The 26,991-nt window shown below is 67.2% G+C and carries 24 protein-coding genes; 5 read left to right on the top strand and 19 right to left on the bottom strand.

Translation table 11 applies throughout. The annotated features are described in order from the left end of the window. Nucleotides 1-4: 4 nt before the first annotated feature. Genes AC5P67_RS02030 through AC5P67_RS02045 form a run of 4 tightly spaced genes read right to left on the bottom strand, consistent with a single transcriptional unit; the run spans nt 5 to nt 4,170 of the window. A complete protein-coding gene (locus tag AC5P67_RS02030; protein WP_033834060.1) occupies nt 5-442 on the bottom strand; it encodes a hypothetical protein in 438 nt (145 codons plus the stop codon). Next, nucleotides 439-1,767 (bottom strand): phosphatase PAP2/dual specificity phosphatase family protein, encoded by a 1,329-nt coding sequence (locus AC5P67_RS02035; protein WP_111174143.1) that lies wholly within the window; start codon nt 1,765-1,767, stop codon nt 439-441. The genes AC5P67_RS02030 and AC5P67_RS02035 overlap by 4 nt, the downstream gene beginning before the upstream one ends. Further along, a complete protein-coding gene (locus AC5P67_RS02040) occupies nt 1,767-3,518 on the bottom strand; it encodes a bifunctional alpha/beta hydrolase/class I SAM-dependent methyltransferase (RefSeq protein ID WP_049459115.1) in 1,752 nt (583 codons plus the stop codon). Before AC5P67_RS02040 ends, AC5P67_RS02035 begins: the two co-directional genes overlap by 1 nt. A gap of 34 nt (nt 3,519-3,552) precedes the next feature. After that, the gene (locus AC5P67_RS02045; RefSeq protein WP_005411264.1) at nt 3,553-4,170 is read right to left on the bottom strand and encodes a CDP-alcohol phosphatidyltransferase family protein; all 618 of its coding nucleotides are present in this window, start codon (nt 4,168-4,170) and stop codon (nt 3,553-3,555) included. A 223-nt stretch (nt 4,171-4,393) separates the two neighbouring features. Here AC5P67_RS02045 and purH point away from each other — a divergent pair, with 223 nt between their 5' ends. After that, nucleotides 4,394-5,977, top strand: coding sequence for a bifunctional phosphoribosylaminoimidazolecarboxamide formyltransferase/IMP cyclohydrolase (gene purH / locus AC5P67_RS02050; RefSeq protein ID WP_049459116.1), 1,584 nt, complete (start codon nt 4,394-4,396; stop codon nt 5,975-5,977). A gap of 61 nt (nt 5,978-6,038) precedes the next feature. After that, on the top strand, nt 6,039-7,322 hold the full coding sequence (gene purD / locus AC5P67_RS02055; protein ID WP_495214275.1) for a phosphoribosylamine--glycine ligase: 1,284 nt from the start codon (nt 6,039-6,041) through the stop codon (nt 7,320-7,322). A 159-nt stretch (nt 7,323-7,481) separates the two neighbouring features. Here the strand turns inward: purD and AC5P67_RS02060 are convergent, their stop codons facing one another. From AC5P67_RS02060 to rhlB, 8 genes are all read right to left on the bottom strand, one after another. Then, complete coding sequence (locus AC5P67_RS02060) at nt 7,482-7,814, bottom strand: helix-turn-helix domain-containing protein (RefSeq protein ID WP_099473492.1); 333 nt, start codon at nt 7,812-7,814, stop codon at nt 7,482-7,484. Beyond that, nucleotides 7,798-8,181 (bottom strand): type II toxin-antitoxin system RelE/ParE family toxin, encoded by a 384-nt coding sequence (locus AC5P67_RS02065; RefSeq protein ID WP_060381068.1) that lies wholly within the window; start codon nt 8,179-8,181, stop codon nt 7,798-7,800. Before AC5P67_RS02065 ends, AC5P67_RS02060 begins: the two co-directional genes overlap by 17 nt. Before the next feature lie 176 nt (nt 8,182-8,357). After that, the gene (gene rpoH / locus AC5P67_RS02070; protein ID WP_005411269.1) at nt 8,358-9,233 is read right to left on the bottom strand and encodes an RNA polymerase sigma factor RpoH; all 876 of its coding nucleotides are present in this window, start codon (nt 9,231-9,233) and stop codon (nt 8,358-8,360) included. A gap of 278 nt (nt 9,234-9,511) precedes the next feature. Continuing rightward, entirely contained in the window at nt 9,512-10,225 is a 714-nt protein-coding gene (ung, locus tag AC5P67_RS02075; RefSeq protein ID WP_005414662.1) for a uracil-DNA glycosylase, read from the bottom strand. A gap of 9 nt (nt 10,226-10,234) precedes the next feature. After that, the gene (locus AC5P67_RS02080) at nt 10,235-11,077 is read right to left on the bottom strand and encodes a response regulator (protein WP_005411271.1); all 843 of its coding nucleotides are present in this window, start codon (nt 11,075-11,077) and stop codon (nt 10,235-10,237) included. A gap of 7 nt (nt 11,078-11,084) precedes the next feature. Continuing rightward, entirely contained in the window at nt 11,085-12,032 is a 948-nt protein-coding gene (gene ftsX, locus AC5P67_RS02085; RefSeq protein ID WP_005414664.1) for a permease-like cell division protein FtsX, read from the bottom strand. 3 nt (nt 12,033-12,035) lie between these two features. Beyond that, complete coding sequence (ftsE, locus tag AC5P67_RS02090) at nt 12,036-12,722, bottom strand: cell division ATP-binding protein FtsE (RefSeq protein WP_005411273.1); 687 nt, start codon at nt 12,720-12,722, stop codon at nt 12,036-12,038. A gap of 177 nt (nt 12,723-12,899) precedes the next feature. After that, nucleotides 12,900-14,627 (bottom strand): ATP-dependent RNA helicase RhlB, encoded by a 1,728-nt coding sequence (gene rhlB / locus AC5P67_RS02095; RefSeq protein WP_065183232.1) that lies wholly within the window; start codon nt 14,625-14,627, stop codon nt 12,900-12,902. Nucleotides 14,628-15,137: 510 nt separating this feature from the next. Here rhlB and trxA point away from each other — a divergent pair. The 3 genes from trxA (at nt 15,138) to AC5P67_RS02110 (ending at nt 19,225) form a co-directional block, all read left to right on the top strand. Then, nucleotides 15,138-15,467: a thioredoxin gene (gene trxA / locus AC5P67_RS02100; RefSeq protein ID WP_005411275.1), complete on the top strand. Its 330-nt coding sequence runs from the start codon at nt 15,138-15,140 to the stop codon at nt 15,465-15,467. 228 nt (nt 15,468-15,695) lie between these two features. Continuing rightward, complete coding sequence (gene rho / locus AC5P67_RS02105; protein ID WP_005414668.1) at nt 15,696-17,441, top strand: transcription termination factor Rho; 1,746 nt, start codon at nt 15,696-15,698, stop codon at nt 17,439-17,441. Between the two features lie 209 nt (nt 17,442-17,650). Then, nucleotides 17,651-19,225 carry a sensor domain-containing diguanylate cyclase gene (locus tag AC5P67_RS02110; protein WP_005411277.1) on the top strand — a complete coding sequence of 525 codons (1,575 nt, stop codon included), beginning with the start codon at nt 17,651-17,653 and terminating at the stop codon, nt 19,223-19,225. A gap of 34 nt (nt 19,226-19,259) precedes the next feature. Here the strand turns inward: AC5P67_RS02110 and AC5P67_RS02115 are convergent, their stop codons facing one another. The 7 genes from AC5P67_RS02115 to AC5P67_RS02145 all read right to left on the bottom strand — a co-directional run bounded on the left by AC5P67_RS02115 (nt 19,260) and on the right by AC5P67_RS02145 (nt 26,948). After that, nucleotides 19,260-20,147, bottom strand: coding sequence for an energy transducer TonB (locus AC5P67_RS02115; RefSeq protein ID WP_308310012.1), 888 nt, complete (start codon nt 20,145-20,147; stop codon nt 19,260-19,262). A gap of 61 nt (nt 20,148-20,208) precedes the next feature. Beyond that, nucleotides 20,209-21,939 carry a bifunctional isocitrate dehydrogenase kinase/phosphatase gene (gene aceK, locus AC5P67_RS02120; protein WP_308310011.1) on the bottom strand — a complete coding sequence of 577 codons (1,731 nt, stop codon included), beginning with the start codon at nt 21,937-21,939 and terminating at the stop codon, nt 20,209-20,211. Nucleotides 21,940-22,085: 146 nt separating this feature from the next. Further along, nucleotides 22,086-22,445: a hypothetical protein gene (locus tag AC5P67_RS02125; protein ID WP_005411280.1), complete on the bottom strand. Its 360-nt coding sequence runs from the start codon at nt 22,443-22,445 to the stop codon at nt 22,086-22,088. A 53-nt stretch (nt 22,446-22,498) separates the two neighbouring features. Next, nucleotides 22,499-22,915, bottom strand: a complete 417-nt coding sequence (locus AC5P67_RS02130; RefSeq protein ID WP_005414671.1) for a roadblock/LC7 domain-containing protein — start codon at nt 22,913-22,915, stop codon at nt 22,499-22,501. Next, nucleotides 22,908-23,456, bottom strand: coding sequence for a GTP-binding protein (locus AC5P67_RS02135; RefSeq protein WP_495214276.1), 549 nt, complete (start codon nt 23,454-23,456; stop codon nt 22,908-22,910). The genes AC5P67_RS02130 and AC5P67_RS02135 overlap by 8 nt, the downstream gene beginning before the upstream one ends. Next, the gene (locus tag AC5P67_RS02140; RefSeq protein ID WP_495214277.1) at nt 23,449-24,411 is read right to left on the bottom strand and encodes a hypothetical protein; all 963 of its coding nucleotides are present in this window, start codon (nt 24,409-24,411) and stop codon (nt 23,449-23,451) included. Before AC5P67_RS02140 ends, AC5P67_RS02135 begins: the two co-directional genes overlap by 8 nt. 314 nt (nt 24,412-24,725) lie before the next feature. Continuing rightward, nucleotides 24,726-26,948: an NADP-dependent isocitrate dehydrogenase gene (locus AC5P67_RS02145; RefSeq protein WP_005414674.1), complete on the bottom strand. Its 2,223-nt coding sequence runs from the start codon at nt 26,946-26,948 to the stop codon at nt 24,726-24,728. Nucleotides 26,949-26,991 lie beyond the last annotated feature (43 nt).

Raw genomic sequence — 26,991 nt, forward strand, 5'->3', positions numbered from 1 at the left:
CCGTTCACGTCTGCGGCCACAACACGGCCAGCACCAGCAGTGCGAACTGCACCGCTGTCAGCAGGTACTGGCGCAGCAGCAGGCGACGCATGCCGGCCCAGCGCGCGTCCCAGCCCCGCAGGGGCGCATCGGGCGACGCGCGGCGCAGGCCACTGTCGTGCAGCAGCTGATCAGTGCGGCGCGCGGCGGCATCGCCGTCCAGGCGCTCATCGCGCAGCAGCTGCAGCAGGCTGGCGTCCAGCGCAACCCGCCACGCGTGGTACGTCTGGGCCACCCCTGCAGACATGCTGGCCAGCAGCAACCCTGCAGCGATCATCGCCAGGCCCGGCTCGGTGCCGAGCAGCAGCAATGCCACCAGCAGCAGCCCCAGCGACAGGCATGCCGGCCAACGCCCCTGCCGCAGCAGCAGCTGCATGGTCGCCAGATCGGGAACCGTGCTCATGCGCGCACTCCTGCCGCGTCGGTGATGGCACGCAGATGGGCCGTACCCAGCACGATGCCAGGGCGCGCAGCACGCACGATCGCCACCGCCGCGTCCGCATCGGACGCACGACCACTGCACAGCAGCCAGGTGGCCACGCTGGCGGCGCTGCGCGAATAGCCCAGCGCACAGCACACCAGCAACGGTCCGTGCGCATGCAGGCGCTCGATGGCCTCGGCCGCTTCGCGCAGCTGTTCCGGTGCAGGGACCACCAGGTCCAGCATCGGCACGCTGGCATACGCGGCGCCCTGCGCGCGACAGGACAGCTCGGCGCAGGCATCCACCACGCCCCCCAGTGGCGACGGCAACGCGCCGTTGGGAATGCGGCCCAGCCACACGCCGTCCAGCACCGGCACCGGCTGCGGCGCACGCCGCGTCCACAGCCGCGAGTTGATCCAGGCAGCGCCCAGGTACGGTGCCAGCAGCCATCGCGCGGCCATCGTCAGGCGGCCATCGGCGCGCTTCTGGAACACCGCTGTACCCAGCCCGGCATAGGCCAGCGCCACCAGCAGCAACGACGCCACCGGCCACAGCAGCCACAATGCGGCGCCACGCAGAAGCACCACCGGCACCAGCAATACAGCGGCCCCCAGCAGGTACAACGCTGCCAATCGCCAACGCCTCGCATCACGCGCGGTGTGCCAGGCCCGCAACGGTGGCGTGCCCTGCTCCGGCCACAGCCAGACGCACAGCCAACCGGCCAGCAGGCCGGTCGGGATATCGATGAAATGGTGCTGGAACGTGGTCAGCACCGAGACGCCGATCAGCAGTGCCCACACATGCAGTAGCCCGCGCCACGCGCCATGCAGGTACTGCGCGAACTTCACCCACAGCACGATCAACAGCACGATGTGCAGCGACGGCGCCTGGTTGAACGGCTTGTCGAAGCCCAGCAGCACATCGAACAACCAACCGAACACGCCGCCGATCTCCGGCCGTTCGAAGCTGAAGCGCAGCGGCCACAGCAGAAAACAGGTGACCGCGATGACCTGCGCACTGAACAGTCGCAGCGCATGCCGGTCCAGTTCCAAGCGATGCCGGCACAGGAAGAACGAGATTGCGTAGAACAGATCGATCGACCAGTACGGCACGATCGTCCACGGCACGAACGGGATGCGTGTCTCCCACGCGAACGCCATCACCGGCAGGGTGGCGTGGCGGCCGGCCATCCAGTTGGCGAAGCCGTAGCTTGCGAAGAAGAACGGACCCAGCAGGGCCAGCCACAGCAGGGCGCGCCGCCAGGGGCGCCCTTCCGCGGCCAGCGGGGTTGCGGCGAGCGTCGCCATCACGCGGTCCGGCGCGCCAGCGACACGGTGAAGATGCCGAAGTCGTCGATGCGCTGCGCCACCTTCTCGAAACCGGCCAGGCGCACCAGCTCATCCATCTCCTGCTGGGTACGGCGACGCATCACCCACGCCGCGCCACCGCGATGGCTGGTCAAGGCGCGGGCGATGAATTCCAGCTGCGGGTGCCAGGGTTGGCCGGTGTAGGCCAGGTAGCCGCCCACCGGCACCGTTGCGGCAATGCCCTGCAGCGAGCGCAGCACGGCGTCGTTGTCGGGGAACAGTTCGTACAGGCCCGAGACCACCGCCAGTGTCGGTACTGGATCGACCTTGGCCAGTTGCGCCGGATCGAACGCATCGCCCTGCTCGAAGCGGGCGATGTCGGCCGCACCGAGGCGCTCGATCAACGCTTGGCCCTGGGTCACGTTCAGATCGCTGAAATCACGCAGCACGATACGGTCGGCGCGCTGTTCGCCCTGGCCCAGCGCTTCCAGCACATACCGGCCATGGCCGGCGGCCACGTCCAGCACACGCACCGGCGTGCCCTGCCCGCGCAGGCGCTGGGCAGCGTCGCGCAGCAGTTCCTGCAGGTGCTGGCCGCGCACGCGGATGCCACGCCAGCCGATTGCATCCAGGTAGTTGCGGTCGACCATCCGCCCCAATGGGCCCTTGCCGCGCGCCTCATTCCGGTAGATGTAGTCCAGCGTGCTACCGGAATCGAAACCGGTCCGCAGGCCCAGCGCGATGCCTTCGGACAGCGTGCCGCCGAAGCGCAGGCCGCCACGCACCACGCGCCAGCGCAGGTCGGCCAGGCTGTTGCGCTCCGGTGGCCAGGCCAGGATCTCGGATTCTTCGAAGGTTGGCCCGTGACGGTGCGCGTCGCGCCGTGACAGCTCGCGCAGCGGCTCGGCAAAACGCGCCTGGATGAAGCTGCGGATGCGCGCCAGTGTTGGTGCACGATCGCGCTCGCCCAGCGTGTCGTGGAAGAAGCCCGGCAGATGCACACGCTCCTTGATCGGGCTGGACAGGCGCTCGTAAAAGCGGTCCTGCGGGCCACGGTGCACGACGAAATCCGAGCCGGACACCAGCAGCTGCACCGGTACGCTGATCGCCTGCGCATCGGCCACGATGCGGTCGGCCGCCTCGTACAGGCCCAGCAGCACGCGCACCGAAATCGGCCGGGTGATCAGCGGGTCGGTGCGATAGCTTTCCACCCGCGCCGGGTCATGGGTCAGCCACTGCGGCTTGACGTAGCTGTTGACGAAGAAATTGCCGCGCAGCTTCTGCATCAGCGCCAGGCCCGGGCGTGCGAACGGCACGTACAGCTTCACCTTGAACGCCGGCGAAGCCATCACCAGCGCGCGCAGGCGTGGTGCGTAGTCGTGCACCCAGGTGGCGGCGACCACCGCCCCTACGCTCTGCGCGATCACCACGATGTCTTCCACCGCAATGCCGTGCTCGGCGCCGATGTGGGCGATGAAACTGTCCAGATCACGCACCAGCGCCGGGAAGCCCGGTGCATCGCCCCGTGCGCCCGGCGAACGGCCATTGCCGCGCGCGTCCCAGGCGAAGAAGGCGGTGTCGGGCAGGCCCAGCTCATCGACCAGGTGGGTGACCCGGCCGGAGTGCTCATGGCCGCGGTGCAGCAGCACGATGGCCTTGGTGGCCGGCGTTGCGGTGGTGCCCGCCCAGTACCGGTAGAACAGCGGTACCTGGTCGAAGCTGTGGAATTCCCGTTCCTGCGCCTGACGCATGCAATCTCCTGATTGTCTTCTTGTATCTGCTTGATTAATTCGGCGAAACCGCTGCTTCCCGCAGTCCCCGACGGACGCGGTTGACCATCGTCAGCACGCACAGCACCGCCATGACCGCGGCCACGCCAGTGACCGTCATCGCGCCAACCCACTCGAACGCCAGCAGCAGGCCCAGCGCACCGATCACGAACGCGCGGTCGCTCTTGCCCATCGGGCCGTCGTAGCGGCGGCTGGCACCGACCATCAGCCCCAGCACCCCGGCGTACTCGCTCAGGGCCGCGGTCCAGGCCAGCAGCCACAGCATCTCGGGGCGCACGCCCGGCACGCTGAGCAGGCTCAGGTACAGCGCCGCGTCGGCGATCACATCGCACAGCTCATTCAGATAGGCGCCCAGCCGCGACTGCTGGCCGAACTCGCGGGCCAGCATGCCGTCCACGGCGTTGAGCGCCATGCGCAGCAGCATCCACAGTGGCAGCAGCAGGTACAGCAGGGGCTGGGCCGGCGCGCAGCACCAGACGGCGGCGGCCACCAGCAGCGAGACCACGGCAGCGGCCACGGTCACCGTATTGGCAGTGATCCCCATGCGGTACAGACCGCGTACGGCTGGACGCAACAGGTCCTGGAAACGTCCTTTCAATGCATAGATCGACATGATCCGTACCCGCTGATCCTTGGCAGTGCGGGCACAGCCTACCCCATCGTTGGCAGATTCCGACAACCCTGCTCTGGTCCGCAGGCCAGCCCCCGGATCGGGCCGGATCGGTGTGCCCGACCCGGCCTTGCGTCGATCGCCACGGCAAATTACCCCTTCCAGCGCCCGCCACCGGCCCCCACCGCCTACAATATCGGCCCCGCTCCGCTGCCGATTCTGTCCCATGACTGCTGATCTGTTGCCCGTCCGCCGGGCCCTCCTCTCCGTTTCCGACAAGACCGGTCTGGTCGAGCTGGCCACTGCGCTGGCGGCACGCGGCGTGGAGCTGCTGTCCACCGGCGGCACCGCCAAGGCGATCCGCGATGCGGGCCTGGCCGTGAAGGACGTGGCCGACGTCACCGGCTTCCCCGAAATGATGGACGGCCGGGTCAAGACCCTGCACCCGATGGTGCACGGCGGCCTGCTGGGCCGTTCGGGCCTGGATGATGCGGTGATGGCTGAGCACGGCATCGGTGCCATCGACCTGCTGGTGCTGAACCTGTACCCGTTCGAATCGGTCACCGCCAAGGCCGACTGCACGCTGGCCGACGCGGTCGAGAACATCGACATCGGCGGCCCGGCCATGCTGCGTTCGGCGGCCAAGAACTTCGCCCGCGTGGCAGTGGCCACCGACCCGTCGCAGTACGCCGAACTGCTGGCCTCGCTGGCGGCCAACAACGGCCAGCTGACGGCCGCCACCCGCTTCGCGTTCTCGGTGGCCGCGTTCAACCGCGTCGCCCAATACGACGCGGCGATCAGCAACTACCTGTCGGCGGTCACCGCCACCGACGCCGCCGTACCGGCACGTGCCGAGTACCCGGCGCAGATGAACTCCACCTTCGTGAAGGTGATGGACCTGCGCTACGGCGAGAACCCGCACCAGAGCGGCGCGTTCTACCGCGACCTGTACCCGGTGCCGGGCACGCTGGCCACCTTCCAGCAGCTGCAGGGCAAGGAACTGAGCTACAACAACCTGGCCGATGCCGACGCGGCGTGGGAATGCGTGCGCCAGTTCGATGCACCGGCCTGCGTCATCGTCAAGCACGCCAACCCGTGTGGCGTGGCCGTCGGTGCCGGCAACGGCGATGCCTACGAGCTGGCCTACGCCACCGACCCGACCAGCGCCTTCGGCGGCATCATCGCCTTCAACAAGCCGCTGGACGCCGCCACTGCCAAGGTGATCCTGGACCGCCAGTTCGTGGAAGTGCTGATTGCCCCGGACTACGAGCCGGCCGCGCTGGAATACGCGCAGAAGAAGGCCAACGTGCGCGTGCTGCGCATCCCGCATGGTGATGGCCTGAACAACTTCGACAGCAAGCGCGTGGGCTCGGGCCTGTTGCTGCAGTCCTCGGACAACCGCGGCATGACCCGCGACGAACTGAAGGTGGTCAGCAAGCTGGCGCCGACCGACAAGCAGTTCACCGACCTGCTGTTCGCCTGGAAGGTGGCCAAGTTCGTGAAGTCCAACGCGATTGTGTACGCCAAGGACAACCGCACGATTGGCGTGGGCGCCGGCCAGATGAGCCGCGTGTACTCGGCCCGCATCGCCGGCATCAAGGCCGCCGATGCGAACCTGGTGGTCGAGGGTTCGGTGATGGCTTCCGATGCGTTCTTCCCGTTCCGCGATGGCATCGACGCCGCTGCTGCCGCCGGCATCAAGGCGGTCATCCAGCCGGGCGGTTCGATGCGCGATGCCGAAGTGATCGCCGCCGCCGACGAACATGGCCTGGCGATGGTGTTCACCGGCGTGCGCCACTTCCGCCACTGATCCGCATCACGAAGCCGGGCCCTGCCCGGCTTTTCTCTTCCGTACCCGAGAACCCTGTCCCATGAAGATCCTCGTCATCGGCTCTGGCGGCCGCGAACACGCCCTGGCATGGAAGCTGGCCCAGTCCTCCCGTGTCACCGAAGTGATCGTGGCACCCGGCAACGCCGGCACCGCCAGCGAAGACAAGTGCCGCAACGTGGCGGTGAAAGTCACCGACATCGACGGTCTGCTGGCGCTGGCCCAGGCCGAAGGCATGGCACTGACCGTGGTCGGCCCTGAAGTACCGCTGGTGGCCGGCGTGGTAGACCGCTTCCGCGCCGCCGGCCTGCGCATCTTCGGGCCGACCGCCGCCGCCGCGCAGCTGGAAGGCAGCAAGGCCTACGCCAAGGACTTCCTGGCCCGCCACAACATCCCCACCGCGTTCTACGCCGTGCACACCGAGGTGGATGCCGCGCTGGCCTATGTGCGCGAGAAGGGCGCCCCGATCGTGGTCAAGGCCGATGGCCTGGCCGCCGGCAAGGGCGTGATCGTGGCGATGACCCTGGCCGAAGCCGAAGACGCGGTGCGTGACATGCTGTCGGGCAACGCCTTCGGCGATGCCGGTGCGCGCGTGGTGATCGAAGAGTTCCTCGATGGCGAGGAAGCCAGCTTCATTTCGATGGTGGACGGCGTGCACGCGCTGCCGATGGCCACTTCGCAGGACCACAAGCGCGTCGGCGACGGCGACACCGGTCCGAACACCGGCGGCATGGGCGCGTATTCGCCGGCCCCGGTGGTCACGCCGGAAGTGCATGCCCGCGTGATGCGCGACGTGGTGAACCCGACCGTGCAAGGCATGATCGCCGACGGGATCCCGTTCACCGGCTTCCTCTATGCCGGCCTGATGATCGACGCCAGCGGCGCGCCGAAGGTGATCGAGTTCAACGTGCGCTTCGGCGATCCAGAAACCCAGCCGGTGATGCTGCGCCTGCAGTCGGATCTGGTCGAACTGGTGGAAGCGGCCATCGACGGCCGCCTGGACCAGATCGACGCACAGTGGGATCCGCGGCCGTCGCTGGGCGTGGTGCTGGCGGCGAAGCCGTACCCGGAAGCGCCGATCACCGGCGACGTGATTTCCGGCCTGGATGAAGTGCCGGCCACTGCCAAGGTATTCCACGCCGGTACGGCATTGGATGCACAGGGCCAGGTGCTCAGTGCCGGCGGCCGCGTGCTGTGCGTGGCTGCACTGGGTGACAGCGTGCGCGACGCGCAGGCGAACGCCTATGCCGGCGTGGCCAAGGTGACCTGGGCCAACGAATTCCACCGCAACGACATTGGCTGGCGCGCGATCGCACGCGAGGGGTGAGGCCCACGCGGGATCGGGGCATCCACGCATGGCGTGGATCTACCTGATCTTGCCGCATCCATGCATGGCGTCGATCATGCGAGGCTCGCGGTAGATCCACGCCATGCGTGGATTGAATACCACGGTAAAGCAAAGGCCCGGCATCGCCGGGCCTTTGCTTTACAGAACTGCTTCGAGGCCCTTCCGTTCAATCAGGTTAAGCAACTTCAGTGACGGTCCGCTGGGCTTCTTTTCGCCCTGCTCCCAGCTGCGTACGGTGGAAACGCTGGTATTGAGAACTCCCGCAAATACCGGCTGACTGAGCTGCAATGACGTACGCAGGGCACGGATCTGGGCACTGCTGTATTCAGGGACCGGCTCAAGGCAAAGCGCTTCGTAGCTGCTCAACCGACGCTTATCAATGAAGCCATGCGCGTGCAGATTCACAGCCGCATCATGCACCGCTTCAAGAAGCGCACTTTTCGCGCGCCGTCGCTCAGGGGGCTTCGTCATGGCCGATCTCCTGTAGATCCCCGTATTCCAAGGCACGATTCAGCTGCGCCGTACTCATTTTCAGGAACTCCGATGCGTACAACTGCAGCGCATCCCGTTCCGCATTCGTGATCGCAGTACGTTCATTCTTCTCGTAGCCGAAAAGGAAGAACCAATGCCCGCCTCGCTGCGTGGCGACGATGATTCGAACGCTCCCACGCTTTCCTCGCCCCGGCAACGCAACGCGCTTCTTGAAGATTCCGCCGCCAAGATCAGCATCCACCAGACCCGCTTCCATTTCACGTACCGACCGGTACAGCGCAGCGTCGGACAGGGTGGTCCTGCGCATGCTGCGATTGAAACTTCGTGTGCGGAAGATGCGTGGCATGATCATACCGTGCCACTGCGTGGTACGGCGTGAACATCAGCACCCAGCACATGACCCGGTCGGCGCAATCACCGCCCTGGCGTCAGAGTAGAGCCACGCCATGCGTGGCTAAGCCCCACAAATGAAAAAGGCCCGGCATTACCGGGCCTTTTCAGTACTTCAACGCCACCCGCGCCTTACGCGGTGAACAGCGCCTTCATCTTCTTCAGCGCGTTCGCCTCAACCTGGCGGATGCGCTCGGCCGACACGCCGTACTCGTCGGCCAGCTCCTGCAGCGTCACCTTGCTGTCGGCGTCCAGCCAGCGACGGCGGATGATGTCGCGCGAGCGGGCATCCAGTTCCGCCAGGCCTTCGCGCAGCAGCTGCATCTGGTTGTCTTCGCTGTCCTCGCGCTCGTAGGCCATCGACGGATCTTCGTCATCGGCAACCAGGAACGCAGCCGGCGACGGCGGTGCGTGTTCGTTGTCCTCGTCGGTCGGCGCATCGAAACCGATATCGCGGCCGGACAGGCGCGACTCCATTTCCATGACTTCGCGCTCGGACACGTTCAGGTCCTTGGCCACCGCGCTCACTTCCGCCGCGTTCATCCAGCCCAGGCGCGTCTTCGACTTGCGCAGGTTGAAGAACAGCTTGCGCTGCGCCTTGGTGGTGGCCACCTTCACGATGCGCCAGTTCTTCAGGATGAACTCGTGCATCTCTGCACGGATCCAGTGCACGGCGAAGGAGACCAGGCGCACGCCCATGTCCGGGTCGAAGCGCTTGACCGCCTTCATCAGGCCGATGTTGCCTTCCTGGATCAGATCGCCCAGGGCAAGGCCGTAGCCGTTGTAACCGCGGGCCACATGCACCACGAAGCGCAGGTGCGAGTGCACCAGCTCGCGGGCGGCGTCCAGATCGTTGCCGTCGCGGAAGCGACGGGCCAGGTCCTGTTCGTCATCGACCGACAGCACCGGGATCTGGTGCACGGCACCGATGTAGGCGTCCAGCGAACCGAGCGCACTGGGAATCGGGAGATTGTTTGCCACAAGGGCAGTAGAGGTGTTCTGGCTCATAGGCACCCATCTTAGCAGTCCGGGATTTGGACTGCTAAAGGAGGAAAAAGTTCCAGCATCCTATTGATGCAACACTGGTCCCAAACAGAGCCCTACCGTAACGCGATTTGATGACAGTGGCGAGCGCGCTTTTCGGGATTCACAATCCCTTGGAATTCAAGCAATTACCTGCCGGAAGCCGGCCGATTCCGGTCAAGCGGAGCTGAACGGGCCGTTCTGGAGGCCCATTCAGGCCAGGGAACGTTGTCCGGCGTTCAGGCCCGGCCGCCAGCCGGCGCTCAGAGCACCGAGCGCGGCGGCAGCGACCAGTCGATCGGGGCCTGGCCGCGACGCTGCAGGTACTCGTTGGCCATCGAGAAATGGCGGCAGCCGAGGAAGCCACGATGGGCCGACAGCGGCGACGGATGCGGGGCCTTCAGAACGCGATGGCGACGGGTATCAATGACCTTGCCCTTCTGCTGCGCGTAGGCACCCCAGAGCATGAACACCAAGCCTTCGCGTTCGCGGTTGAGCACGTCCACCACGTGATCGGTGAAGCCTTCCCAGCCGCGGCCCTGGTGTGCGCCGGCCTTGCCCTCCTCCACCGTCAGCACGGCATTGAGCAGCAGCACGCCGCGCTGCGCCCATGGGATCAGGCAGCCGTGGTCCGGGCGCGGGATACCGAGATCGCTCTCGATCTCCTTGTAGATGTTCAGCAGCGACGGCGGCACCGGCACGCCCGGCGGCACCGAGAAACTCAGGCCATGCGCCTGGCCACGGCCGTGGTACGGGTCCTGGCCGAGGATCACCACCTTCACCTGCTCGAATGGCGTGGCGTCGAATGCGGCGAAGATCTGCGGGCCGGGCGGGAATACCGCCGCACCGCTGGCCTTGCGCTGGCGCAGGAAGCCGGACAGCTCGCGCATCTGCGGCTGCAGGAGGTAATCGCCGACATGCTGCTTCCAGCTCGGTTCCAGCTGGATCGTCGGGGTGTCCGCTACTTCATCAATCATTGCACCACTTCATCGAATCAGGGGTCCATCGTTCAACCGGGCCAGGCGCAGCTGGAACAGCACCTTGGTGACCAGCAGCCGTTCTTCGATCGGCTTGAGTACCAGGTCGTTGGCGCCGGACTGCAGCAGCCCGGTCTGGTTGTGCGGGTTGCCGTCGCCGGTCATCACCAGCACCGGCAGGCGGCGCTTGCCGTAGCCGAAGTCCACGCGCACGCGCTGCACCACGTCGCGGCCGCTCAGTTCGCCCTTCAGGGTGACGTCGGTCAGCACCAGGTCGATGCGATGGCGGCTGCGGCCCAGCGACTCGGCGGTGAGCAGGGTGAACGCCTCTTCGGCGCTGACCACGTGCAGCACGTTCAACTGCTGGCGTTCGAGCATGCGCTTGGTGGCCTCGGCCACCACGCGGCTGTCCTCGATATAGAGGATGGTCGCGCCGGGAATGGTCTGCGGCTGCACATAGCCGCGGATGAAGGTCGCCAGCGCCTCGTGGCCCAGCGCCTTGTCGAAATAGTCGGTGACGTACTCGGTGAAGCGACGCTGCTCCAGATGCTGCTGGGCATCGCCGGACACCACGATCACCGGCACGTAGGCCTGGCCGGCCGCTTCGCGGACCATCCGCGCCAGCGCCAGGCCGTCGCCATCACGCAGGGTCAGCGAGGTGGTCACCAGGTCCACCGGGCCCTGCGCCAGCGCCTGCTGCGCATCCTCGATGCTGTCGCAGCCGATCACCTCCACGCCTGGCAGGTCGCGCTGCAGGACGTCGGCGATCAGCTTGCGGACCAGCTTCGAGCCATCGACCACCATCACCCGCGTCGCGGGCCCTTCAAGGTGCTTCAGCGCTTGCGGTTGCATGCCGGTCTCAGGTGTCGGTCGGGCGGGTCTGGCGCAGGAAGTGGCCGGTGACCAGCCACGCACCCAGCCAGCCCAGCAGCAGCGTGCCGAGCAGGACCAGGCCACCGTGCAGCAGGTCCAGGCCGTGCAGCACGAACGGGCTGCCGTAGCTGCGCGAGAGTTCGGCCAGCGGCACGCGCAGCGCGGCACCGGCGGCGCCGATCAGCGCCAGCGCAACCGCGCCGGCGCCCAGGCCATACCACGCACCCAGGTACAGGAACGGGCGGCGGATGAAGCCATCACTGGCGCCGAGCAGCTGCAGCACGCCGATCTCTTCGCGGCGGGCCTGGATGTCCAGGCGCACGGTGTTGCCGACCACCAGCGCGGCACCGACGCCGAGCAGGACCGACAGCACCTGCACCAGCCGCGCGCCGAACGCCAGCCAGGCATCCAGGCGCTGGCGCCACAGTGCATCGTGCTGCACCAGGTCGGCCTCGGGCAGGCTTTCCAGCGCGCGTGCCAGGCGCGCGTCGTCCTTGCCTTGGCCGGGGGTGATCACCAGCAGCGAGGGCAGCGGGTTGTCATTGAGTGCGTCGATCGCCTCGCCGAGGCCGGCGTCGCGCAGTTCCTGCAGGCCCTGCTCGGGCGTGCGCACGTTCACTTCGGCCACGTCGTCGCGGTCGCGCAGCTGGCCGGCCAGGCGCAGCGCGCCGGGGCCATCGACGTTGCCCTTGAGGAACACATTGATGTCGCGCGACTGCTGCACGCTGCCAGCGAACTGCTTGAGGTTGTCCAGCGCGATCGACAGGCCCAACGGCAGGGCCAGTGCCAGCGCCATGACCATCACCGTCAGCAGGGTCGCCCACGGCTTGCGGCAGGCACGGCCGAGGCTGAACACCACGCTGTGCGCGTGGTGCTGGAACCAGACGCCCACGCGCGAGGGGGCGGCGGCTTCGCTGTTTTCGTTCTTCGCCATGCGTTACTCCGCCAGATCCTGCGGCGAGATGTCATCCACCAGCCGGCCGTGGTCGAGGATCAGCACGCGCTTGCGCATGCGGCGCAGCAACGGCAGGTCGTGGCTGACCACCAGCACGCTGGTGCCGCGCGCGGGCAGCTCGGCGAACAGGGCCATGATCTCCGCCGCCAGGGTCGGGTCGAGGTTGCCGGTCGGCTCATCGGCCACCAGCAGCTTGGGTTCGCCGACGATGGCACGGGCGATGCCGACGCGCTGCTGCTCACCGGCCGACAGCTGCGAGGGCAGCGCCTTCTCGCGGTGGCCCAGGCCCATCCGTTCCAGCACCGAGCGCACGCGCTTGCTGATGTCGCCACGGCGGGTGCCGCGCAGGATCAGCGGCAGCGCCACGTTCTCGGCGATCGAGCGGTCCATCAGCAGGCGGTGGTCCTGGTAGACCGCACCCACCGCGCGACGGTGGCGGGGCACATCGCCGCCACGCACCTTCAGCAGGTTGCGCTCGTCGAACACCACCGCGCCACGGCTGGGCCGCTCGTCCAGATGGATCAACTTGAGCAGGGTGCTTTTGCCCGCACCGGAATGGCCGGTGACGAACAGCATCTCGCCCGGCGCGACCTCGAAGCTGACATCGGTCAGTGCCTCGTGGCCACCGGCGTACTGTTTGCTGACATTGTCGAAGCGCAGGACACTCATGCCCCGATTATGCAGGACCGGCGCGACGTCGTGGAGACGGTCACACGATCGGTAGTGCCGGCCGCTGGCCGGCAACCCACACAGCTGCTGGCCAGGGTGGGTGCCGACCGTTGGCCGGCACGCCCTTGAAGCCACCCGACCAACGGTCGGGTGCTACCCGCTGATCGGCAGCGCCGATCAGCTGCCCGACAGCATCCGGCGGATCTTGCGGCCGATGCGGGTCAGGAACGAATCGCCGGTATCAGCAGCCGTGCGCACCGGCTTGGCCACCACCTGCACCGGCGTGACCGGGCTGGCGCCATTGCCGGCGGCGTTCTGCACGCCCTCGGCACCCTCGACCGGACGACCGTGGCGACGGCGGCGGCGCTTGCGCGGCTTGTGCTCGCCGTCCACCGCACCTTCCGGTGCGCCTTCGGCACGCGGGGGACGCGGCGGACGCGGGGCCTGGGCAGCGGCGCCTTCGGCACCGGCGGCCGGCGCGGCAGCGCCCTGCTCGCCTACCGCGCGTGGCTTGCGCGGGCCACGCGAACGGCGTTCGCCGCTGCGCTCACCGTCACGGCCACCACGGCCACCACCACCACCGCCGGAACGGCCGCCACTGCGGCCACCGCCCCGACGCTCTTCCTCGGCGGCGCGGGCTTCGCGCGCTTCGCGGAAGATCTGGCCGACGCTTTCGTTGTCCTCGCCTTCCTCGCCTGCAGCCGGAGCCGGGCGTTCCGGGCGCGGCAGCGGGGTCAGCAGTTCCTTGGTGACCGGCTCGGACGGAATCTTCTGCTCGATATAGGCCTCGATGTCCGGCAGGCCCATGGCGTAGCGCTCGCAGGCGAAGCTGATCGCGTCGCCCTCTTCACCCAGGCGCGCGGTGCGGCCGATGCGATGCACGTAGTCTTCGGCGTCGAACGGCAGGTCGTAGTTGTAGACGTACTTGATGCCGTCGATGTGCAGGCCGCGCGCAGCCACGTCGGTGGCCACCAGGATTTCCAGCTGGCCCTTCTGGAAGCGGTTGAGCAGGCTCTCGCGCTTCTTCTGCGGCACGTCGCCGGACAGCACGCCGACACGGTAGCCGGCCTTTTCCAGCGAACGCGCCACGCGCTCGACGAACACCTTGGTGTTGACGAAGACCATGGTGCGCGCGCCTTCGCTGCGCGACAGCAGGCCCAGCAGCAGCGGGATCTTCTCGTCGTCGGCCGGGAAGTAGATGCGCTGGCGCACGCGCGCGGCGGTGATGGTCTCGGCTTCGACCACCAGCTTCTGCGGCTCGTTCATGTGCTCGTAGGCCAGCTCCAGCACGCGGTGGCTGAGGGTGGCACTGAACAGCAGGGTCTGGCGGGTGGTGCGCTCCGGCATGCGGCGCAGCAGGAAGCGGATGTCCTTGATGAAGCCCAGGTCGAACATGCGGTCGGCTTCGTCCAGCACGCAGATCTCGCAGGCGTGCAGCGACACCACCTTGTGCTGCTTGACGTAGTCGATCAGGCGGCCCGGGGTGGCGATGATCACGTCCACGCCCTGCTGCAGCAGCTCGCGCTGCTTGTCGTAATCCACGCCGCCGTAGACCAGGGCGAAGCGCAGGCCCAGGTCGGAACCGAACTTCACCGCATCCTTGTGGATCTGGATGGCCAGCTCGCGGGTCGGGGCGAGGATCAGCGCACGCGGATCTTCCGGCTTGCGATCGGCCAGCGCCGGACGCGTCAGCAGGCGGTTCACGACAGCGACCAGGAAGGCCAGGGTCTTGCCGGTGCCGGTCTGGGCCTGGCCGGCGACATCACCGCCGGGCAGCGCGACCGGCAGGGTCAGCGCCTGGATCGGGGTGCAGCGGGTGAATCCGGCTCCTTCAAGGCCGGCCTGCAGGGCCGGGTGCAGCTCGAAGGAGGAAAAGGTCAAATCGGTCAGCGGTTTGTCGCTCATGAGTCCGTCTTGGTATGGCCGCCGGCCCGTGGGGCGGCTGGCACTTCATCGTCTAGGGGCACCGTCGCAACTGCGGCCCCTGCGGCGGGTTGGCAGGCTGGGACCACCCGGTCCGCGCGCCGCACAATGGCCCAGTTTAACGCACTCGGGCCGGCAAACCGGAATGCCCTGTCTCACCGGATGGAGAGACGGCGCGCCTTCATCCAGCCACACGGCACTTGAACGACCCCGCCGGTCCCGCTGGTGACGCCCGCTGCCACCCCCATCTTCGGGAAGACAGTGAAATCCGACACATACCGGGCTTCGAAGCGATCACGATACGCTGGGTTCCAGCCGGCGCCTGTCCCCGCCCTGCGATAGGGGTACACTGCCGGCCGTGAGCGTCCAGGCATCCCGCCGAACGCACCGCGGCAGTGCGCCGCGAGGCAACGACGAGGGTCGCGCCACCGGGCATGGCCCAGTTCACCCACCTCCGGCATGGCCGGGTGCAATCCAAGACGAGAAACCAAGATGAGCGACAAGGTTGTACATGTCGGCGACGCCGACTTTGATAGCGCAGTGCTGAATTCCAAGGAACCGGTGCTGGTCGATTTCTGGGCCGAATGGTGTGGCCCGTGCAAGATGATCGCCCCGGCGCTGGACGAACTGGCCGATGCCTACCAGGGCCGCGCCAAGATCGCCAAGGTCAACGTCGACCACAATCGTGCGCTGGCCGCCAAGTACCACGTGCGTTCGATCCCGTACCTGGTCGTGTTCAAGGACGGCGAGAAGGTCGGCGAGCAGATCGGTGCGGTGGGCAAGGCCCAGCTGGCCGGCCTGCTGGACAAGGCCCTGGCCTGATCCTGCTGTTTTCCGGCAGCCGCCACCCGCGGCTGCCGGCGGACGCCCTGCGTCCATGATGAATGCTGTTCCCGGCAGCCCTTGCACGGCGCCGCAGGCCGATGATAGTGTCGGCACATCCGGCCGCGTTCGCGTGCCGCACCCTCTGGACGCAGTTTCTTCCAGACCCATTCCCAACGTTCGCCGCCCCAGCCGGGCGCTCGCACCTTCAAGCGAGGAATAACGCTCTTGTCCGATAACACTTCCGAAACCGGCAGCGCCGATGCGCCCGCCGAAAAGCGCGTGCGCAAGCCCCGCGTGAGCAAGGCCGCCGCCCCGGCAGCCGCCGAAACCAGCGCCGCTCCGGCGCAGCCGACCCTGCCGCTGGCCGCCGCGCCCGAGGCACCGGCGCCCGCCCCCGCACCGAGCGCGCCCGCCGCCGAGGCCCCTGCCAGCAGTGGCGGTGGCGAAGGTGGTGAGGGTCGCGAATCCGGCCAGCCGCGGCAGCAGAACCACCAGGGCGGTGGCCAGAACCAGGGCCAGAACCCGTACAACCAGAACGGCCAGCAGGGCCAGGGGCAAGGCCAGGGCAACCGCCGTGACCGCTTCCGCAACCGCCGCGACCGTGACCGCAACAACAACCGCTTCCGCGACGACGGCATGCCCAACGACGGCGGCGAGCAGCAGCCCTTCGTGCCGCGTCCGCACGCCAACGTGCCGGAAGGCTTCCCGGTCTATTCGCTGAGCGACCTCAAGCGCATGCCGGCACAGAAGCTGCTGGAAATCGCCGAGCAGCTGCAGATCTCCGAAGGCGTGGCACGCGCCCGCAAGCAGGATGTGATCTTCGCCCTGCTGAAGGTGCTGACCCGCCACGGTGACGGCGTCGCCGCCGACGGCGTGCTGGAAATCCTGCCGGACGGCTTCGGCTTCCTGCGCGCGGCCGAAGCCAGCTACCTGGCCGGCCCGGACGACACCTATATCTCGCCCAGCCAGATCCGCCGCTTCAACCTGCGCACCGGCGACCACATCTCCGGCCGCATCCGCTTCCCGAAGGACGGCGAGCGCTACTTCGCGCTGAACATCGTCGACACCATCAACGGCGAGCCGATCGAAGCGTCGAAGAACAAGGTGCTGTTCGAGAACCTGACCGCCCTGTTCCCGCGCCGCCGCTTCACCCTGGAGCGCGGCAACGGTTCGTCGGAAGACATCACCGGCCGCATCCTCGACCTGATGGCGCCGCAGGGCAAGGGCCAGCGCTCGCTCATCGTGTCGCAGCCGAAGGCCGGCAAGACCATGATGATGCAGCAGGTCGCCACCGCCATCACCACCAACCACCCGGACGTGCACCTGATCGTGCTGCTGATCGACGAGCGCCCGGAAGAAGTGACCGAAATGCAGCGCACCGTGCGCGGCGAGGTCATCAGCTCGACCTTCGACGAACCGGCCGCGCGCCACGTGCAGGTGGCCGAAATGGTCATCGAGCGCGCCAAGCGCCTGGTCGAGCACAAGAAGGACGTGGTGATCCTGCTCGACTCGATCACCCGCCTGGCCCGCGCCTACAACAACGTGGTGCCGAGCTCGGGCAAGGTGCTGACCGGTGGCGTGGACGCCAACGCCCTGCACCGCCCGAAGCGCTTCTTCGGTGCCGCGCGCAACGTGGAAGAAGGCGGCAGCCTGACCATCATCGCCACCGCGCTGGTCGACACCGGCTCGAAGATGGACGAGGTGATCTACGAAGAGTTCAAGGGCACCGGCAACAGCGAAGTGCACCTGAGCCGTCGTATCGCTGAAAAGCGCGTGTTCCCGGCCATCGACATCAACCGTTCGGGTACCCGCCGCGAAGACCTGCTGATCGAACCGGAACTGCTGCAGAAGATCTGGATCCTGCGCAAGCTGCTGCATCCGATGGATGAAATGGCGGCGATGGAGTTCCTGCTGGACAAGATGAAGAACACCAAGTCCAACGACGAGTTCTTCGGTTCGATGAAGCGCTGAGCCACGGCATTGCATCGAAAAGAACCTGCCGCTCGCTGCGGCAGGTTTTTTTTTACCTGCAGGGCGACCCACTTCACTTCACCGCCGCCCGGTTTTGGCGATAATCCGCCCGATGCCCTGCCCGGCCCCGAGGGCCTGGCCACCGATTCCCGCTGTCGCCCCTTCCGGAGAACCGGTCGGGTCCAGCCTCCTGCCGGATCCGTCGACGCATGCGAACGCTGTCTCCCCGCCTCAACCTGGGCAAGCTGATCCTCGCCCTGGCCCTGCTCAGCGCCATCATCGCGCTGGCCAACACCCTGCTGGCCAGCTACCGGGTGCAGCGCGACCAGCTGGTCGGCAACACCCTGGAGGCCAACCGCGTCTACGCCACCAAACTGGCCGAAACGACCCAGAACTTCCTGCTGGCTGCCCAGCAGGAACTGGCCTACGCCGCCACGCGGCTCGGCCAGGGCAACCTCGACCCGGCACAGGCCCAGGACGAAGCCAGCCGCCTGCAGCTGCAGACCAACAGCTTCAACTCTTCGCTGGTAGTGGATGCCGACGGCCTGGTGATCGCCACCTCGCCGCAGACCCTGCAGCTGCAGGGCGAAGTGCTGCACAGCGTCGGCAACAATGCCGCGCTGGCCGCGCGCCAGCCGATGATCAGCGACCCGTACCAGTCGGCCACCGGCAAGCTGCTGGTCTCGCTGTCGCACCCGATCTTCGATCGGCAGGGCCACTACCGTGGTTACGTCAGCGGCACCCTGTACCTGCGCCAGCGCAGCGCACTGCACACGCTGCTGGGCAAGCACTACTACCGTGATGGTTCCTACCTGTACGTGGTCGATCGCCATGGCCGCCTGCTGTACCACGCCGATGGCAAGCGGGTGGGCGACTACGTGGTCGGCAACCCCGCAGTAAAGGCCGTGGTGCGCGGCGAGCGTGGCGCGCAGCAGGTGCGCAACAACCTGGGCGTGTCGATGCTGGCCGGCTATGCGCCGGTGGCGGCCACCGGCTGGGGCATCATCGCCCAGCGACCGACCGAGGCCACGCTGCAGCCGCTGTCGCGGTTGATGACTGCGGTAATCTGGAACGCAATCCCGCTGGGCCTGCTGTCGCTGCTGATCACCTGGTGGTTCGCCCGTCGCATCTCGATGCCGCTGTGGCAGCTCGCACGCAACGTGCAGGGCGGCGAAGACACTGGCAATGCGATCAGCCACGTCAGCGGCATCCGCGCGTGGTACTTCGAGGTCGCCCAGCTCAAGCAGGCGGTACTGCACAGCTTCAATGCGCTGCAGGACCGCATCGGCACGCTCAACCGCGCCAGCCGCACCGATCCGCTGACCAGTCTTCTCAACCGCCGCGGCCTGCAGCAGGCGCTGGATGCCCTGCAGGTACAGGGCATCCCGTTCGCGATCCTGGCGCTGGACATCGATCGCTTCAAATCGATCAATGACAACCACGGCCATGACGTCGGCGACGCTGCCATCGTCCACATCGCCAACCAGATGCGCCGCTACTCGCGCGACAGCGACATCCTCTGCCGCGCCGGTGGCGAGGAGTTCCTGCTGCTGTTGCCAGGCATCAGCGCCGAGTCAGCGCGACAGGCTGGCGAGCGTCTGCGCCAGCACATTGCCGACCATCCGTTTGAACCGGTCGGCACCATCACCGTCTCGCTGGGCGTGGCCCACTTCCCCAGTTTCCATGTCGATGCCGAGCAGGCACTGCGGCTGGCCGACAAGGCGCTGTACCTGGCCAAGGAACAGGGCCGCAACCGGGTGGTGGTCTACCCCTACGCCGATTGACGCGGAGCCGGGCGGGCCGGCTCCGCAGTGATCGTCAGCCCTGCTCCAGCGGCGTCAGCAGGCGCAGGCCGCGCTTGGTGCCGTCCACCATGTAGATGCCGCCCTCGGGCAGCAGGTCGCTGCCGTTTTCCGCCGCGTCACCGGTCACCCACGGTGCGCGCTGCTTCGGTCCTGGAATGAAGGCGCGCCAGCGGCCATAGCGCTCGGCAGCGGCATTGCGATCATCCGAGAACGCATAGTTGACCGGCACGCGTACCGACCAGAATTCCCGTGTGACGTCCTTCCCGCTGCTTGGAGGAATGAAGGTCCACTTGCGGGCGGTATTGATGCTGGCCTTGGCCAGCACATCGCGCAGCTTGGCCATGGTCCGCTCCGGCCCCGCCACGGTCATGTTGACCTGCTCGGCGATGACGTCGGCCACCGTGCCATCACGGGCGACCTTGATGATCAGGATCACATCGCCCTGACCACCGATCCTCATTGCCTCGTCCGGATAGCGCGGCGGCGCCAGGCGCTCTGCGGTCACCGAATCGGTGGCCTTTGGATCGTACTCGCTGAAATCCACGCTGGTCATGCTGACTTCGTAGTCGCCCTTGCCCGTGGACTTGCCACGCAGACGCACCCGAAACGGTGCCTGTGCGGCGACGGCCTTGCCATCGACCCGCGTCGGCTCGAAACGCCAAGGGCGAATGGTGCGTTCAACAAACGCGGCAACACCCGGGCTGATGTTTGCCTTCTGATCGAGCACCAGAGCGCTGACTGCGCCTTCTGCCGTGACCTCGATCTTTCCGGTCAGTGTCATGCTCAATTCGGTGGTGGCACGAACAGCGCGCGTGGTCTGCGCGTTGGCATCGCCGGCGAACAGCGGAGCGCCGGCACCAACGGCCAACGCGAGAGCGAGGAACAATGGGGAACGCATCATTGCCGGATCCTTGGTGATGAAGGGCGAGAGTACCTCAGTCCCAACACCCATGACAGCTGGCTCACGCCAACCGGTGCGCGCCAGCATAGGGCGGCGTGTCCGGATAGTCACCTCGGGCGAAGCGTTCCTGCAGGCCCTGCCACCAGCCCGGGTCGAACAGGTGCCGGTAGTGCTCGCGCACCGCTGCCAGCTCTGCAGCGGGCAGGCCCATGAACGGGCCGAAGCGCTCGGGAAACACGTCGCGCGGACCCACATGGAACCATGGCTCGTCGGACATCGCTTCCTCCGGCGTACGCGGCTGCGGCCAGGCGCGGAACACGCAGTCGCTGACCAGGCACAGTTCGTCGTAGTCGTAGAACACGGCCCGGCCGTGCCGCGACACACCGAAATTCTTCGGCAGCATGTCACCGGGGAAGATGTTGTTGCGTGCCATGTCGGTGATCGCCTGCGCATAGTCGAGCACCGCCGCCCGCACCGCCTCCGCGCCCTGCTCGCGCAGGTACAGATTCAAGGGACGAAAACGACGCTGCACATAGCACAGTGCGACTTCGACCTCGTCGCCATCGATGCGTACGCTCTGCGCGCACTGCTGCAGCAGTTCACCCAGCAGGGCCGGCGCGAAGCGGTCGCGCGGAAAGCGCAGGTGGCGATAGGGCTGTGCGTCGAGCAGACGGCCGACACGATCGAGGTTGAACACCAGTGCGTACTTCTCTTCCACCTGCTGCCGCGACATCGCCTTGGGCCACGCGAAACGGTCGCGGATCAGCTTGAACACCAGCGGGTAACTGGGCAGGGTGAACACCGCCATGACCATGCCCGGCGTGCCCTCTGCATGCACCAGCCGCTCCTGCGGGTGCTCGTTGAAATGACGGAAGAAGGTGCGGTAGCGCTCGGTCTTGCCCTGCTTGGCGCGGCCCAGCACGGTGTAGATCTCATCGATGGGCTTGCCCGGCAGCAGACTGCGCAGGAACACCACCGCATCACCGACCGTGGCCAGGTTGGCCTGGAAATAGCTGCGTGACACGCCGAACAGGTGGGCCACGTCCCGGCGCCGGGTCAGCACTGCATCGGCGCGCAGGCCACGCTCGTCGTTCACCAGGGCAATCACGCACGGCGAGAACCGGTGCTCGCCGAACACGCGGCCAACCAGGTAAGCGCGGCGCTCGCGGTAGAACACCGTGTCGAGCAGCTCGATGCTGCGTACCGGCGTATCGCCCCAGTGGGCCAGGTCATCCTGCAGGCGCACCGCGATGGCCGCGGCGCAGCGCAGCTGGTGCGCATAGGGGATATCGAAGCGATAGTCGGCCAGCACCCGCTGCAGCGCCTCCACCGGCCGCGTCGGCGAAACCGCGTAGGTATGCCGCGCCACCGGGTGGGTGATGGCATCGGAGGGTTCGACATCGAAGGCGATGAACTCCAGCGCCGGGTCCACGCCCCGGGTGGCAAACAGGCGCCGCGACAACGTGTTGTAGAAGGTCTTGTACAGCTCGGCGTCGATCAGGCCCTGCAGCAGCGCGCTATAGCGGGCGTGCACCCGCAACCACAGCACGCGCTCGCCGATCACGTCACCGGCAAGGCGGCGCAGCGCATCCATCTGCTCGGCGATGCACAGGTCGTACAGGGCGATGCGCTCGACCGCATCCTGTCGCGCACCGGCCCAGTTGCGCTGCTCGAAGCGCTGCCGCGCCCGCGCGGTGATCGCCGCAAAGCGGGCGTGGTACTGCTCGAAACCGTCGCGGATGGCTACCGCGATGCGCGGTGCCAGCTCGGCAGCGATGTCAGGCCTGGACATGCATGGCTCACCCGGAAGGACCGGCTTCACCATACGCTGGCGTGTGCGATGCCGTCGAGCGCGGAGGTGGTGCCGGCCGCTGGCCGGCAGCACCTGGACCGTCGATGGATCGATGCAGATGCCGGCCAGCAGCCGGCACTACTGGCTCAGATCGCCAGTTCGGCTTCCACGTCCTGCACCTTGCGCCGCGCCAATGCCAGGTTGGACCTGGTACGGTCCAGCACGATGTAGAAGAACAGGCCCTTCTTCTTCGCCACCGGGCGCATGATGTGGTACGCCTTGCCCAGCGAGATCAGGATGTCCTCGATGCTGTCGTTGAGGTTCAGCGATGCGGCGGTCTTCATCTTGGCACGGATCACTTCGGTGTTGCCGGCGGCGGCCACTTCCATGTCCATGCCGGCACCGGCTTCGCCCAGCAGCATGCCGCTTTCATAGTCGACCAGCGCCACTGCCTGCGCGCCGTCGATGCCCATCAGTGCGTTCAACGATTCATTCAGTCCAGCCACGTCGCACCCCTTGTCGATGTTGGTTCGAGCCCCTCGTTCCCCTGCGGCCGGGCTCACGATCCGCCGAGTTCGGCCAGGATCGCCTGGCCACATTCCCTGCTCTGCCACAGCACCTGGCCGATCACGCTGCGCTGGTCGCAAGCCGCCATCAGCAGCAGCGGTGCGCGTCCCTCGGCCTGGATCGCCAGCATCAGCACCTTGCCGCCCGCGGCTTCCAGCATCAGCGTCTGCAGATCCCCAAGCACCAGTTCGCGCCCCACTGCTGCAGCCAGCGCCAGCATCGCGCTGGTCATCGCTGCCAGGCGTTCACCGCGCCCTTCGGCACCGGCACTGACCAGGGCGAAGCCATCCACACTGGCCAGCACCACCGTGCGTATGCCTTCCACCCGCTGCTGCAGGTCTCGCAGCAAGGGCTGCAGGCGCTCACGCTGGCCGGCGTCGGGCAGTAGCGCCACCTGCCCGTCAGCCATGCGCGGCCACCAGTGCGTGCGCTTCCATCTCGCCCATCAATACATCCATCAGCAGCAATCCCTGTTCGCGGTCGCGGGTATCCACGGCCAGTAGCGGCAGCGGCTGGTCATCAAGGCAGGCAAGGGCGGCCCAGTCATCCAGCGCGGCGTGCGGTGCCTGGTCGAGATGGGTGACGGCCACCACCAGCGCCAATGACGATGCGAACGGCCGCAACACCTGCAGATAATCCTCCAGTTCGGCAACCACGCCCGCGCGCCGCGCATCCAGCAGCAGCACGGCGCCGCGGGCGCCCTGCAGCAGGATCGGCCAGAGGAAATCGAAACGCTGCTGTCCCGGCGTGCCATACAGGCGCAGCCGCTCGCCATTGGGCAGGTCGATATCTGCATAGTCCAGGGCGACGGTGGTGGAGGCCTTGTCGGCACCGAGGCGGTCGCTGTTGGCCACGTCGGTGTCGACCACCCCGCCGGCCGCGATGCTGCGCACCAGGGTCGACTTGCCACTGCCCATGCCACCCAGCACCACCACCTTGTGCTCACGCATTGCGTTCGCTCCCACGCAGGTGACGCCACAGGCGGGCGAGCAGGCCGTTGTCAGCGCCGGCAGCGCGTTCCGGCAGCGGTACCGCCGGTGCTGCCTGCAGCTGCGCGTAACCGCACAGGTAAGCGGCATGGATGAAATCGCGCACGGCCGCAGGCGGCAGATCAAGCAACATCGCGCACTCGTCCACCGTGCACGCGCGCTTGAGCAGCAGCGAGCACAGGCGGAAGCCATCATGGTCATGGCCCAGCACACGGAAATCGGGCCAGCGCAGCAGCTTTACCGAAGCACCGCGCAGGCGTTCGTCCAGTGCCTGCCAATGGCGGCTGCGCTGCGCCCATTGCCACAGCAGCGGCCGCAGTGGCTGGCGTGGCCGCTCGCCGGCCAGGCCATGCAGGCGTGCGGGTGTCAGCGCATCCAGCTGCAGGCGTTCGAAGGCATCGGCCAAACGCTCCACCAGGGCCGTAGCCGGTTCCTGCAGCAGCACGGCCTGGTCATGCTCAAGGTCCATCAGCAGCAGAGGCTCGCCCGCATCACTCAACAGGGCCTGGCCCTGTCGCAGCGGCAGCCGCTCGCGCAGCAGACGGGTGATGGCATGCGCACCATCAGCCAGGCGGATCGGTGCGGGTGCGTGCATGGCCAAGGGCTCCACTGCCAACTGCATGCAGCGCAGCGCGCGGCCGATGGCACCATCGTCAAGCACGTCCTGGTGCCCGTCGCCATCACGCAGCTGGCCGCCGATGTCTTCGATCCAGCACTGCAGTCGCGGACGCTGCTGGCGCATGCGCAGGGCCGCGTTGCGCAGCGCCGGCGTATCGCGGATGACCAGCAGGTCGCAATCATCCAGGTCCTGGCTGCGGCGGATCTGGCCGTCCGGCAGGGCCGATGCCACGCGCAGCCGCTGCAGCAGGGCCTGCTCACCCTGGATGTCGGTTCCCACTACCAGCACGCGTGCCATCCGTGTTCCCCGTGCGGCCACCTCCCCGGTGGCCTCGCGTCGCCAAGGCTAGGGCATCGCCAGCGGCAGCCGTCGTGATCGACTGCTCAGATCGAGGGCGGTTGCAGACGGTGTCCGATCAGTTCTGCGACGGCCATCGCGGGCAAGTTTCATGCCTCGTTGACGACATTCCGACAGCCGACGGGAATCACGGTTCTGGACGCGGGTCGAATGGGGTGAGATCCCTTTTGCATGGCAAAAGGGTTCTGACCCGGAGCCCAAAAGAAACCCGCGCCGAAGCGCGGGTTCCGGTGTCACGACCGAACGGCGATGGATCAGCCGCGCAGCTGCTCCAGCGCGGCGTTGAAGGTCGCGCTCGGGCGCATCGCCTTGCTCGCCTTGGCGACGTCCGGGCGGTAGTAGCCGCCGATGTCCACGGCCTTGCCCTGCACCGCGATCAGCTCTTCGACGATCTTCTGCTCGTTGTCGGTCAGTGCCTTGGCCAGCGGTGCGAAGCGTGCCTTCAGTGCCGCATCTTCGTCCTGTGCGGCCAGCGCCTGCGCCCAGTACAGCGCGATGTAGAAGTGGCTGCCACGGTTGTCGATGCCACCCAGCTTGCGCGACGGCGACTTGTCGTTGTCCAGGAACTGGCCGTTGGCTTCGTCCAGCGCCTTGGCCAGCACGCGGGCGGCGGCGTTGTCGTAGCGGTTGCCCAGATGTTCCAGCGACGCGGCCAGGGCCAGGAACTCACCCAGCGAATCCCAGCGCAGGTAGTCCTCTTCGACGAACTGCTGCACGTGCTTCGGGGCCGAACCACCGGCGCCGGTCTCGAACAGGCCGCCACCGGCCATCAGCGGCACGATCGACAGCATCTTGGCGCTGGTGCCCAGCTCCATGATCGGGAACAGGTCGGTCAGGTAGTCGCGCAGCACGTTGCCGGTCACCGAGATGGTGTCCTCGCCCTTGCGGATGCGGTCCAGCGAGAACGCGGTGGCTTCCACCGGCGGCAGGATGCGGATGTCCAGGCCGGTGGTGTCGTGGTTCTTCAGGTACTGCTCGACCTTGGCGATGACCTGCGCGTCGTGGGCGCGGGCGGCATCCAGCCAGAACACGGCCGGGGTGCTGCTCAGGCGGGCGCGTTCGACGGCCAGCTTGACCCAGTCCTGGATCGGCGCGTCCTTGGTCTGGCACATGCGCCAGATGTCACCGGCTTCCACGGCGTGTTCGAACACCACGTTGCCGGCATCGTCGGTGACCTTGACCACGCCGTCGGCAGCAATCTGGAAGGTCTTGTCGTGCGAACCGTACTCTTCGGCCTTCTGCGCCATCAGGCCGACGTTCGGCACCGAGCCCATGGTGGCCGGGTCGAAGGCGCCGTGCGCCTTGCAGTCGTCGATGACGGCCTGGTACACGCCGGCGTAGCAGCGGTCCGGAATGACCGCCTTGGTGTCCTGCAGCTTGCCTTCGGCGTTCCACATCTTGCCCGAGTCGCGGATCATCGCCGGCATCGAGGCGTCGACGATCACGTCGCTCGGCACGTGCAGGTTGGTGATGCCCTTGTCCGAATTGACCATGGCCACGCCCGGACGCTGCGCGTACTCGGCGGCCAGGTCCGCTTCGATCGCGGCGCGGGTGGCTTCCGGCAGCGACGGCAGGCGCGCGGCCAGGTCACCGATGCCGTTGTTGGCATCGAAACCGGCCTGCTTGAGCACGTCGGCGTGCTTGGCCAGCACGTCCTTGTAGAACTCGTTGACCGCCACGCCGAACATGATCGGGTCGGAGACCTTCATCATGGTCGCCTTCAGGTGCAGCGAGAACAGCACGCCCTGGGCCTTGGCATCGGCGATCTGCTCACCGATGAACGCGGCCAGCGCCTTGCGGCTCATGACGGCGGCATCGACGATCTCGCCGGCCTTGACCGTGGTCTTTTCCTTCAGCACGACGGCGCTGCCGTCCTTGCCGTGGAAGGTGATCTTCAGCGCACCGGCGTTGGCCAGGGTGGCCGACTTCTCGCTGCCGTAGAAATCGCCGGCGGCCATGTGCGCGACGTGCGACTTCGAATCCGACGCCCAGGCGCCCATGCGGTGCGGGTGCTTGCGCGCGTAGTTCTTCACCGACAGCGGTGCACGACGGTCGGAGTTGCCTTCGCGCAGAACCGGGTTCACCGCACTGCCCTTGACCTTGTCGTAGCGCGCCTTGTAGTCGCGCTGCTGGTCGTCGGCCGGGGTTTCCGGGTAATCCGGCAGCGGATAGCCCTGGTCCTGCAGTTCCTTGATGGCCGCCTTCAACTGCGGCACCGAGGCGGAGATGTTCGGCAGCTTGATGATGTTGGCGTCCGGGGTGGTCGCCAGCTGGCCCAGCTCGGCCAGGTCGTCGCTGACCTTCTGCGCGTCGGACAGCAGTTCCGGGAACTGCGACAGGATGCGGCCGGACAGCGAGATGTCACGGGTTTCCACCACGATGCCGGCAGTGGCGGTGTAGGCGTCGACGATCGGCAGCAGCGACTGGGTCGCCAGGAACGGTGCTTCGTCGGTCAGCGTGTAGAGGATCTTGGACATGGGGGACTTGGACTCTGTAGCAATGCTCAGGGGAAGGCCGGCG

The organism is Stenotrophomonas sp. YJH_SMC_21 (assembly GCF_059369555.1).